At 64.2% G+C, this 10408-nt stretch carries 11 protein-coding genes and 1 pseudogene; 6 read left to right on the plus strand and 6 right to left on the minus strand.

Annotation, left to right across the window (positions count from 1 at the left end):
- Together OHD58_RS15000 and fae are read left to right on the plus strand one after the other, a co-directional pair.
- On the plus strand, nucleotides 1–843 hold the full coding sequence (locus tag OHD58_RS15000) for a triphosphoribosyl-dephospho-CoA synthase (protein ID WP_263804195.1): 843 nt from the start codon (nucleotides 1–3) through the stop codon (nucleotides 841–843).
- A 169-nt stretch (nucleotides 844–1012) separates the two neighbouring features.
- Nucleotides 1013–1528, plus strand: a complete 516-nt coding sequence (gene fae, locus OHD58_RS15005; RefSeq protein WP_263804196.1) for a formaldehyde-activating enzyme — start codon at nucleotides 1013–1015, stop codon at nucleotides 1526–1528.
- A gap of 140 nt (nucleotides 1529–1668) precedes the next feature.
- On the opposite strand, the gene OHD58_RS15010 is transcribed toward fae, so the two are convergent.
- Nucleotides 1669–2370 (minus strand): HisA/HisF-related TIM barrel protein, encoded by a 702-nt coding sequence (locus OHD58_RS15010; protein ID WP_263804197.1) that lies wholly within the window; start codon nucleotides 2368–2370, stop codon nucleotides 1669–1671.
- A 45-nt stretch (nucleotides 2371–2415) separates the two neighbouring features.
- Between OHD58_RS15010 and OHD58_RS15015 the strand changes: the two genes are divergently transcribed.
- The 3 genes from OHD58_RS15015 to OHD58_RS15025 all read left to right on the plus strand — a co-directional run bounded on the left by OHD58_RS15015 (nucleotide 2416) and on the right by OHD58_RS15025 (nucleotide 5417).
- The gene (locus OHD58_RS15015) at nucleotides 2416–3456 is read left to right on the plus strand and encodes a hydantoinase/oxoprolinase family protein (RefSeq protein ID WP_263804198.1); all 1041 of its coding nucleotides are present in this window, start codon (nucleotides 2416–2418) and stop codon (nucleotides 3454–3456) included.
- Nucleotides 3457–3665: 209 nt separating this feature from the next.
- On the plus strand, nucleotides 3666–4958 hold the full coding sequence (locus OHD58_RS15020; protein ID WP_263804199.1) for a WD40 repeat domain-containing protein: 1293 nt from the start codon (nucleotides 3666–3668) through the stop codon (nucleotides 4956–4958).
- A gap of 93 nt (nucleotides 4959–5051) precedes the next feature.
- Nucleotides 5052–5417: a c-type cytochrome gene (locus OHD58_RS15025; RefSeq protein ID WP_263804200.1), complete on the plus strand. Its 366-nt coding sequence runs from the start codon at nucleotides 5052–5054 to the stop codon at nucleotides 5415–5417.
- On the opposite strand, the gene OHD58_RS15030 is transcribed toward OHD58_RS15025, so the two are convergent.
- From OHD58_RS15030 to OHD58_RS15050, 5 genes are all read right to left on the minus strand, one after another.
- Nucleotides 5414–6013: a DUF447 domain-containing protein gene (locus OHD58_RS15030; protein WP_263804201.1), complete on the minus strand. Its 600-nt coding sequence runs from the start codon at nucleotides 6011–6013 to the stop codon at nucleotides 5414–5416. The genes OHD58_RS15025 and OHD58_RS15030 overlap by 4 nt on opposite strands.
- A gap of 1 nt (nucleotide 6014) precedes the next feature.
- Nucleotides 6015–7412 carry a DUF6513 domain-containing protein gene (locus tag OHD58_RS15035; RefSeq protein WP_263804202.1) on the minus strand — a complete coding sequence of 466 codons (1398 nt, stop codon included), beginning with the start codon at nucleotides 7410–7412 and terminating at the stop codon, nucleotides 6015–6017.
- Between the two features lie 116 nt (nucleotides 7413–7528).
- A complete protein-coding gene (locus tag OHD58_RS15040) occupies nucleotides 7529–8080 on the minus strand; it encodes a flavoprotein (protein ID WP_263804203.1) in 552 nt (183 codons plus the stop codon).
- 3 nt (nucleotides 8081–8083) lie between these two features.
- Nucleotides 8084–8722, minus strand: a complete 639-nt coding sequence (locus OHD58_RS15045; RefSeq protein ID WP_263804204.1) for a dihydroneopterin aldolase — start codon at nucleotides 8720–8722, stop codon at nucleotides 8084–8086.
- A complete protein-coding gene (locus OHD58_RS15050) occupies nucleotides 8719–9915 on the minus strand; it encodes a (5-formylfuran-3-yl)methyl phosphate synthase (RefSeq protein WP_263804205.1) in 1197 nt (398 codons plus the stop codon). The genes OHD58_RS15045 and OHD58_RS15050 overlap by 4 nt, the downstream gene beginning before the upstream one ends.
- A gap of 236 nt (nucleotides 9916–10151) precedes the next feature.
- Between OHD58_RS15050 and OHD58_RS15055 the strand changes: the two are divergent.
- Nucleotides 10152–10408: pseudogene (locus OHD58_RS15055) on the plus strand (branched-chain amino acid ABC transporter substrate-binding protein); the annotation flags it as partial.

Genomic DNA, 10408 nt, shown 5'->3' on the forward strand with positions numbered 1-10408 from the left:
ATGCGGCTTTCGCGCCAGAGGATAATGGCGGCGTACGAGACTGCCTGCCGGCAGGAGATCGACGCCTTGAAGCCGGGCAATGTGCATGTCTTTGCCGACGGCCACCGCATGTCGGCGCAGCAGTTTCTCGACAGCGCCCGCGTTTCGGCCACGCCGCTGACCGATCCGGCACTGCCTGTCGGCCAGCGCATCCTCGAAGCGGTACGGACAACGCGCCAGGCGGTCGGCACGAACACCAATCTCGGCATTCTCCTGCTTTGCGCACCGCTAGTCAAAGCCGCCGGGATGGAGGGTGACCTTCGCGCAAATCTCGCCGCTGTCCTGCGCGACATGACCATGGACGACGCGAGGGCCGTGTTCGAGGCGATCGTGGCTGCCTCGCCCGGCGGCCTGGGTTCGGCGGATGCCCACGACGTGCGTGACGCGCCTGCCGTGCCGCTGCTCGACGCGATGCGCGAGGCTGCCGACCGCGATATGATCGCCCGCCAGTATGTCACGGATTTTTCCGATGTTTTCGATGCTGGAATAGCCGCATACGAAGCCGCGCTGGTGCAGGGCGAGAACGGTATGTGGCCCACGGTGTTCGCCTACATGGCCTTCCTCGCCGGCTTCTCGGACAGCCATGTGGCGCGCAAGCACGGCGCCGACGTGGCCGAGGCGGTGCGGCGGGAGGCTGTCGCCGTCAAGACCGCGCTCGACGCCGCCGCCGGCAAGGAAGCACGAATCCGCCTGCTGATGGAGTTCGACACCAGCCTCAAGCAGCGCGGCATCAACCCCGGCACCTCCGCCGATCTGACGGTAGCTTGTCTTTTAGTCCACAATCTCCGCAGCGAACTTGCATAAGCGCAGGCTTGGTGGTTGAATTTCCGCAGCGGGAGGTAATCCTTCCGCGGCTATCTAGCCAACCGGTCCGGGCCAACCGGACGCTGCCAACAAGGATAGTCGTCCATCGAGCGCCCGCTCGGTTGCGGCGTCTTTGGACACCATAATTGTGTCTTGGAGGAAAATTGGCATGGCAAAGATCTCAAAAGTTATGGTCGGTGAATCGCTTGTCGGGGACGGCAACGAAGTCGCACACATCGACCTCCTGATCGGACCGCGGGGAAGCCCGGTCGAAGCGGCATTCTGCAACGCGCTCACCAACAACAAGGACGGCTTCACCAGCCTGCTCGCGGTGATCGCGCCCAACATGCCCTGCAAGCCCAACACCGTGATGTTCAACAAGGTCACGATCAAGGGCGCCAAGCAGGCTGTGCAGATGTTCGGACCAGCGCAGTTCGCGGTGGCAAAGGCGGTGCAGGACAGTGTCGCGGACGGGATCATCCCCGCCAACGAAGCGGACGACCTGTTCATCTGCGTCGGCGTGTTCATCCACTGGGAAGCCGACGACGACGCCAAGATCCAGCAGTACAATTACCAGGCGACGAAGGAAGCCATCCAGCGGGCTGTCGAAGGCAAGCCGACGGCAGCCGAAGCAACCGCGCAACGGGATACCGTCAAGCATCCTTTCAGCGCCGCCGCTTCTTAGACAAGAGACAGCCCCGCACAGGCAAAACCCTCTGGCGAGCCGGATGGTCTGTTGCGCCGGTTGCAAAAGCTCCTGGGCTTCTGAAGCGTTCCGAAGGGTTTTTCACAGCCCTTCGGACGCGATGCATGGGTTTTCGGTACTCAGCCGTGGAGCGAGGCTATCTGCTCCGCGGTGAGGGTGCCGTTGTGCAGGGACGTCGCGACAAGTGCCGCGGCAACTCCCTCCGAAGCCAGCGCGCGAATATCGCCTTCATCGCGCACGCCGCCCGCCGCGACGATGTCGCGGTCGCCGGCTTGCGCCCTGATTTCAGCCAGCCTGGAAAAATCAGGGCCGGCGCCGGAGCCGACGCTGGCGAGCGTCATCACGATGACCCGCCGCGGCCACAGATCGGCATTTTCGAGCAGGGATGGCGGGCCGCGGAAAAGCCCGTCAGCAAAAAAATCAAGCGACAGGATAAGGTCCGGATGATCGCGATGACGTCGAAGCAGGGTATCGTCGGCCTGCGATTCCGAACCGAGCACCGGGCAGACACCCGGCGCAGCGAGCGCCGCCTCGAGTGGTCCTGCATCGGCGAAGCCGGCGTCCACCCAGAGTTCGGGCGCGTCAGCCAGACCGCGCAACCGGGCAAGCGTATCGCGATTGGGCGCAAGGCCGGCGATGGCGTCGAGATCGGCAATGTAGAAGGTCTGGAACGGGTGGAGGGTGCGCAACCCTCGCGCGACCGCGACGGGATCGGAGCTTTCCGCAAGCGGCGTCACGATCGGCCGATAACGGTGGCGCTCTCCCCTTTCGGCGCGCACCACCTGGCCGTCTTTCAAGTCGAGAACCGGGATGATACGCACGATTTTTCCTGCACTGTGTCCGCCGCGAACATGAAAGCTTGAAGCGTGGAAAAAGGAAAGACAACAATCGCCGGTTTCGACATTGGCGGCGCACACCTGAAGGTGACCCGGGCCGAGAACGGCCGCATCGTGCAGGCCGTGAGTATCACCACGCCGCTCTGGCAAGGCCTCGACCACCTCGACGCGGGTTTGCGCGAAGCTGCCCCCGTCTACGCCGGGACCGATATCAACGCCTTCACCATGACCGGTGAATTGTCGGACGTCTTTGCCTCGCGCGAGGCGGGCGTCGCCGGACTGCTGGAACGCATCGCCACGCATTTTCCGGGCGGCGAAAAGCTGGTCTATGCCGGCCGCTCCGGCTTCGTGCGCATGAACGAAGCCGCCGGCCTCGCCAACGACATCGCCTCCGCCAACTGGCACGCGACGGCGTCCCTGGTGGCGAAACTCGCCGGCGAGGCGCTGTTCGTCGACATGGGTTCGACGACCACCGACCTGATCCCGGTCAGCGGCGGCGCGGTTACCGGCCAAGGCTATACCGACGCCGAACGGCTGCTTTCCGGCGAACTGGTCTACACCGGCTTCACCCGCACCTTCCTGTTCGGCGTGGCGTCGTCGGCGCCGGTGCGCGGCCGGCTGACACCGCTGATGAATGAATATTTCGCCTCGATGGCCGACGCTCACCGCATCCTCGGCGTGCTCGACGAGAAGGACGACAAGCACGTTTCCGCCGATGGCCAGGCGAAAACCATTGCCGGCTCAACCGCACGCATCGCCCGCATGGTCGGTCGCGATGCCGCCGACCTCGAGCCGGAGGAATGGCGGACGGTGGCGCGCTGGTTCAGCGAACAGCAGCTTCGGCTGGTGCATGACGCGGCGTTTCGGGCCGCCGGAAACCTCGCCGCCGATGCGCCGATCGTTGGCGCTGGCACAGGGCGCCGGCAGCTCAGACGGCTGGCCGAACGCATGGAGCGGCGCTTCATCGACTTCGCCGACCTCATCCCGGTCGACGACGCGGTGCGCGGCGAGGCGAGCAGCGCTGCACCGGCAAGTGCCGTGGCGTTGCTGGCAGGAATGCAGCAGGCCTGAGACCACGTTCCGCTATCCCCGATGCCGGTTCACAACCGGCCTGACATTGGGTAAAATCGCCTCGAGCGGCGGGCAGGCTACCGGTCGTCCGGCTCCGGAGAGACGGATGAACTTTCTCGGATCTGCAACACTTGCGGTGGTCAGTCTGCTGGCCGTCGCCGGCATTGGACCGGGCGTAAAACGCGGCGCGCGCCGGCGAAACCTACGACATGACCACGCTGTACGAGGAAGGTGCCGTAACCGCGGTCATGTTCAGCCCGGACGGGAAGCTGCGCTTGATCGCGCTTCCAGATGGCAACGTGCGCATGCGCGACACCGCCAGCGGCGATGAAATCGCGCTGCTAAAGGGCGACGGCAAGGTTGTGTATTTCGCTGCTTTCAGCCCCGATGGCGCGCGCCTTGCCACGGTAGCGGCAAACATCTCGGCATCGCCAGACACAACGGTGCGCGTTTGGGACGTTTCCGGCGGCCGCGAGATCGCCGTGCAAAAGACCTCTCACGGAGTCTACTCCGCCGCCTTCAGTCCCGACGGCGCGCGGATCGTCACGGCTATTCCCGACGGCACCGCGCGCATTTGGGAGGTGGACAGCGGCCGTGAACTCGCGGTCCTCGAAGGGCATGAGAGAGAAGTTGTCGACGCCGCCTTCAGTCCGGACGGGAAGCGGCTGGCCACGGCCTCCAAGGACAAGACAGCGCGCCTGTGGGATGCCGGCAGCGGCCGCGAGGTTTTTGTCCTCGACCATTCCGACGCCGTCAATTCGGTCGCCTTCAGCACAGACGGGATGCGCCTCGTCACGGGTTCCAATGACGACAAGGCCCGCATCTTCGACGCCGCCAGCGGCGGCGAGATCGCCGTCCTCCAGCATCCGGACGACGTGCTCGACGCGAACTTCAGCGGCGACGGCGCCCGTATCGTCACCGCATCCTACGATCGCAACGCACGCCTGTGGGAGCTAGGCAGCGGCGAGGAGATCGCCGTGCTGACGGGCCATGGCGCTCCCATCCATTCCGCCGCGTTCAGCCCTGACGGCGAACGGGTGTTTACCGCGGCACAGGACGGCACCGTGCGTATCTGGACCAAGCTCGCACCGGCAAGCCTGCCTGATGGTATCGCCGGACTGTGGTACCAGAATTTCACCAGCCCGGAACCGATGCCCGAGGAGGTCGTCAAGTTTTCGTGCGTGAAGACGCCGGGCGTCGTTCATGCTGACGGACTGATCGTCATCTTCGACGGCACCGCCAGCGAGCTTCCGGAACCGGTTCAGCACATGCGCTGCACGTCCGAGCTGAGCTGCAAGATTTTTGGCGGGCCACCGGCGCAAGGGCAAACAGCGCAAGGCACCGCCAAGCTCACCTTCACCGGCGATGCCGGCAATATGTGCGTCGAAGGCGGCGAATGCACCGTGCTTGCCCGCTGCCCGGCCCTTGCCTGGAACGATGAGGAACGCAACAGCGGCTTCGCGGAAGCCTGGGAAGCGCGGGTGCTGGCGCCGGTGAAGTGAGGCGGCCTGACGAACGCACGAGTAGCTTCAGCGTCACGGAACGGCTTTGACCCGCAGACGTTGTGCCTTCGGCACCAGAAACCGGAGGACGACATGAACAAGCGCCTTTTCGCGCTGATGTTCGTCGGCGGGCTGACTTGCACTCCCGCGCTCGCTCAGGACAACGGTCAGACCGCTTTCAACAACAGCTGCCGCACCTGTCACACGATGAAGGAAGGCGACAACCGGCAGGGTCCGAATCTCGCCGGCATAGTCGGTCGCAAGGCCGGCTCATTGCAGGACTACAACTACTCGTCGTCAATGAAGCAGTCCGGCATCACCTGGGACGAGGCCAACCTCGACCAGTTCATCGCCAACCCCGACCAGGTGGTCGGCGGCAACAGCATGAAACCCTATGGCGGCATTACCGATGCCGCGCAACGCAAGACGATCATCGAGTTCCTGAAGTCAGACGGTTAGCTTTTGGCGGCCCGCACATCTTCACCATTGGCGTCCTTGCCGGCGAAATGCTGCGTGACGCGCTCCATCAGCCAGCCCCAGGCCTCCTGCTCCTCGGGACCGGCGGTTTTTTCGATGGCGATGGCAAGATACTCTATCTCCATCTCGATCTTTTCGCGCGGCAGCATACCGAGCCGGCTGACCAGGATCGCGAGTTCCAGCACCGCCGCCCTGGCGCGGTTGAGGCCGGTGAACGGCGCGTGGCTGGCTTCGCTCACCACCCGGCAGAAATGCCGCGGCCGCACGCCGTCATCGTCGACCCTGACGACCTGCAACACCGAATGGGCGAGCGCGGCCTGCAACCGCGGCACCGCGCAACCGTCGATGGGCGCCAGCGGCCAATCCTTGCGGCCGGTGAGACAGCCGGCAAAAATGCGCACGTCGTCCGTGTAGCTGGCGACCGCGAAGGGAATCTGGGTGAGATTGTCGAGCGTCGTCGACGGGCGGAACGGCGCGATGATCCAGCCGTCATCTTCGGCGATGATGCCGAGCGGCGCAATATGCACCTTACCGTCCTTGTCGGCGGTGGTGACGATGCATTCTCTGATGTAAGTCATGTCACTCCCTGCTTTTCTTCGCCTTGAGCGTGTGGCCGGCCTCGGCGAGCCGCGTTCTGTCGGCTTCCGGCGCCGGCGCGGCGGCACCCCAGGCAAGCGGCTCGTCCTGCACGTACCGTTTGCCGAGCCGCCACGCGATCTCCGCCTTCATCAGCTCGGCGCCGAGATAGAAAGCATGCGCACCGTCATCCTCAACGCCCAGCCGGGCGAAGAGTTCGAATGCGTCGGTGGCGAGATGATGGCCTTTGCCGTTGAAGATATGGATGCCGTCCTCGGCGGTTAAGATGCGGAAATTAGCGTCGCGCACGTCCGCTGCGAGCGCGGCGATATCCTCGGTCGAAGCGGGATACGGCTTGCGGTCGTGCACTTGCAGGAGGCCGGGGTGATAGCTGCGCGGCAGCGCGCCGTCCTCCCTGGCCGCGAACAGGATGCGGCGGGCGACGTCATGCTCCTCGACGGTGCTCACGGTGTGCGGGCTGACATGCACGACGAGCACGTTGCGGACCGCAAGCTCGGAACACAGCCCGAGGAGCATTGCCGTGACGCCCGAACTGTCGGCGTCGGTGAGTTCGGTAAGATTGCCGGTGCCCATCAGCAATTCGACGTCCGGCCAGCGCCGACGCGCCTCGAGGAAACGTCCGAGCGATGCGGCAAAGCCGAAATGGATCGGATCGAGCACCGGGTCCGCGATGAAGGAAATACCGGCTTTTTGCGCGGCTTCCATCGCGCGGCCGAGCGAATCGAGATCACCCGGCGCAGAAGGTATCAGCACCGGCGTCACCGCATGCTCGAAGGCAAGCGGCAACGTCTCCTCGGTGAGGCTGAGCACAAAATCGGCCCCTGCCCTTGCGCCGACACGCAATTCGTCGATGCTGGCGGAATCGACGCTGACCGCAAAACCCTCCGCCTTCAGCGCCCGCACCGCATCGCCAAGCAGCGGAAACGGCGTTTCGGGTAGGCAGCCGATGTCGATGACGTCGGCACCGGCCTGCTTGAGTGCCCGCGCCCGCGCCAGCAGCGCGTCGACGGGCAACATCGGTGCATCGACGATCTCGGCGAAGATGCGTATGTCGTGACGGGAAAGATCGGGCGGCTGCCCTGCCCGACCGAGGAAGGCGGGCAGATCGGCAACCTCGTCCGGACCACGCACGAACGGCACGCCGAAATGCGTTGAAAGCCGGTCGAGATCGCCACGATAACGGCCAGGCAGGATGACCCGGTCGGCTCCTTCGGGAAGCTTAAGCCGGCGGCGGATAATGTCCTCGGTCATCAGCGCCGCCACCTTCACGCCGATGTCGACGATCTCCCAGGAGAATTCGGTGGTGCCGAGCGCTGAAAGCACCTTTTCCAGCCGCGCTCGCGCCAGATGGCCGGTGATGAAGGCGATGCGCTCAGCCATGGGAACGCCGGTAGAAACTCAGGGGACAGTTTACTTTTTTCCGCCCGCGCGAACTTTCCGCCACCGCGGCCTTTCTGCGGAAAGAAAGTAAACTGTCCCCGGCACTATTCCCGGTGCTATTCATCGGCTTCAAGTTCGGCGCGGCGCGCGCTGATCGCGGCATTCAGTTCGGCGAGCGACTCCACCACTGTGGTGCGCTCGAAAGCTTTCAGCCGCTCGGTGTTTTCGAGGTCGATCCTGCGCGGATAGACCTTGACCAGGCCGTGCGGCGCCATGGTTTCCAGTTCGGGGGCGGTATCGCAGGCAAAGACGATCGCCGGCACCCGGCATTTGCCCGCCTGGGCAAAGACGTTGGTGGCGAGCGTGTCGGAAATGCCGAGCACGCATTTGGCGACCGTGTTGGACGAGGCCGGCGCCACCACCACCGTATGGTAGACGCCGTGATAGAATTCGCCGACCGGCACCGCGCTCGCCGTCTTGTCGTGCAGCACGCGCATCGTGTCGGGAAAGTCGAGCTTCAACTTGTACATGCGCAGCACTTCGGCGGCTGCCTTCGAGACGAAGACATCGCAATGCTCGAGTTCATGGATGAGCGCGAAGCTTTCCGTGAAGAAATGGCCGGAGCCGGTGAGGACCCAGGCCCAGCGCGGGGTATGCAGTTTGGCCATCGCCTATCCTGCTTTGCGCGCCGGGCTGGCCGCAAGCTGCACTTTCGTCCCCGGCAATCGGCTGGACGTGAGCAACGCGCCGGCACCAGCCGCATCCACGGGGCTGGCGAGATGGAGATCGATCCCCGCCGGCAGCATCGACGCAAACCCGGCATCCAGAATGCCCCTTTTCGTCAGGCCGGCGATGTCGTCATGCCCGAAGAAATCCGAGCTTTGCTTGATCAGAAGCAGCGCCTCGGCGTCGATGGCGCCTGCCAGCCATGCGGCGAGCGAATCCGAGGTGATGTCCCAGGAGGCCTGGATATCAGGCGCCGGGATGGCCCATGCCGACGGCAGCCAGACCGGGACTTTTCCGTCCAATAGCGCGGTTTCGATGTCCTGGCGCGTATGGGCCGCGGTCAGCCGGCCGTCACGGTCGAGGATGACATGGCCGAACTGATCCATGGCAAGGATCGCCATGGCGTGCGCCGCCTTGTCGGAAAAGCCCATGCGCTGCTGGGACTGACGCACCTGGTCGGCGAAAGGTCCGCCGCCGGGTACGATGACCAGCGGCAGTTCCGACCCGGCAAGGGCTGAAATCCAAACATCCATTTCGGCATCGAGAGCCGTGCTGCCGCCCAGCTTGACGACGGCACGCTTCACGCGGTGAAGCCCTTCTTGCCAGGGTCTTGGACGTTCTTTCCTTGATGTCCGGACATCGCATCCGGCCGCAACGCGGAAGGCTGCTGCTTGGCGCGCTTGCGTTCGATCTCGACGCCGACGCCAGCCGGCCCGAGCTCGAGCTTCTCCACCCGCACAGTGACGCGCGTGACCCGCGGATCTTCCAGCACGTGTGCTGCGACCTGCTCGGCCAGCGCCTCGCTCAACTGCACGTGGCCTCGCGCCACAATGGCGCGGATGCCGTCCATGATGAGGTCGTAGGAGACGATGTGGCGCATGTCCTCGGGATTGCTGGTAACCCGCAAGACCTCGGCGGTGACATCGAAACGCACCTTCTGGGTGTGGCCGTGTTCGAAACTGTAGGCACCGATTTCCACCGGCAGCACGAAGTCGCGCACGAAGATCTTGTCGGTGCCGAGTGCCGGATCGGCCGCTCCCGGCGCATAACCGCGCGCCGCAAGCAGGCGGTAGTCGACCCTCGATGAACGGCCGGACTGCCTTTCCTCGGGGATGAGCGCGCGGATCCCTTCCACGGCCTGCAAGTCGATCGCGCGGGTTCGCCCGCCCTCGCCGCACAACGCACCGCGAAACCCCAGAAAATCCGGTGCGAATGGCAACAGCCGTGGAACATCAGGCGCTTCCAGCGATCCGCTCAACCCGACTGCCAGGCCGAGCGCCTTGGCGCGGTCAACGAATGCCGGAATGCGCGCCGGCGGCAGATGGTCGAGCAGCCGGCCATTCGCCTTGTCGGCGGTATCGACCATGGCGCCGTGAAACCCATCTCGCGCAAGTTGAGGCAGAAGGTCGAAATCCGGCGCCAAATCCGCAAAAAGCACGGCGATCAGCCTGGTTTTTTGCGAAAACGGCCGCAGTATCTCCGAACAGGCCCCCGCATCCGGCGAAGGGAAAAAACCGATCTTGATGTAATCGACACCGGTTGCCGCGATCTCTTCGACCCTGGCGCGGATGATCTCCGGCTGCATCGGCAGGTCGCCGCAGACCGCGCTGGTGAGCCGGCGCCCCGCGACCTGTGCTGCAGTGCGCCGGATGGTTTCGATAGCAACCGCTCCGAGCGCGCCGGCTTTCGGGTCCTTCAGGTCGATGATGTCGGCGCCGCCCAGGATGGCGATTTCGGCTTCGTCAGGCCCGGTGACGCTGGCCAGCATTTTTGTCATACGGTGGCACTCCCAGTCATTCCCTCATACATTCTCATACAGACGACAAATGCCGTACCGCCATCTGTCGCTCCTGCAAAAGGCCAAGCCAAAGCTGACGTAGAAAGTAAGGTTCTGGGGTTTGCGTATGAAAAAGACTGGGTTAAGTTCATTTCGGCACCAGAGTTTTTGCGCCGTTCCGACCGATTTTCGGCCGGCGGGCGGCGCATGTAAATGAACGCATAGTTATGAAGAGCATGGTGCCAAACACTCTCGCGGCTTTCATCGGACTTTTTCTGGCGGGCGTCAACGTGTCCGCCGCGCTTGCGCAGGATACGACCGCGCCCGCGAAAACCCAGCCGGCCAAGCCCGAAAAGCAGATCGTCGAGATCAAGATCGGCTATCTTCGTGCTTATGCTCCAAGCTTGGCGTTGTCGGTGCTTGATGTTCCGCCGCGTGACGAGGGGGTTGCCGGTGGCACTGTGGCGATTGCCGACAACAACACGACCGGCAG

The organism is Mesorhizobium sp. ZC-5, from assembly GCF_025753855.1.
GTDB lineage: Bacteria > Pseudomonadota > Alphaproteobacteria > Rhizobiales > Rhizobiaceae > Neomesorhizobium.

What these genes read in the sequence shown, in the direction of transcription:
- OHD58_RS15050 (WP_263804205.1), bottom strand. Translation starts at nt 9,915, where the DNA reads ATGACAAAAATGCTGGCCAGCGTCACCGGGCCTGACGAAGCCGAAATC.
- OHD58_RS15025 (WP_263804200.1), top strand. Translation starts at nt 5,052, where the DNA reads ATGAACAAGCGCCTTTTCGCGCTGATGTTCGTCGGCGGGCTGACTTGC.
- OHD58_RS15040 (WP_263804203.1), bottom strand. Translation starts at nt 8,080, where the DNA reads ATGGCCAAACTGCATACCCCGCGCTGGGCCTGGGTCCTCACCGGCTCC.
- OHD58_RS15030 (WP_263804201.1), bottom strand. Translation starts at nt 6,013, where the DNA reads ATGACTTACATCAGAGAATGCATCGTCACCACCGCCGACAAGGACGGT.
- OHD58_RS15035 (WP_263804202.1), bottom strand. Translation starts at nt 7,412, where the DNA reads ATGGCTGAGCGCATCGCCTTCATCACCGGCCATCTGGCGCGAGCGCGG.
- fae (WP_263804196.1), top strand. Translation starts at nt 1,013, where the DNA reads ATGGCAAAGATCTCAAAAGTTATGGTCGGTGAATCGCTTGTCGGGGAC.
- OHD58_RS15000 (WP_263804195.1), top strand. Translation starts at nt 1, where the DNA reads ATGCGGCTTTCGCGCCAGAGGATAATGGCGGCGTACGAGACTGCCTGC.
- OHD58_RS15020 (WP_263804199.1), top strand. Translation starts at nt 3,666, where the DNA reads ATGACCACGCTGTACGAGGAAGGTGCCGTAACCGCGGTCATGTTCAGC.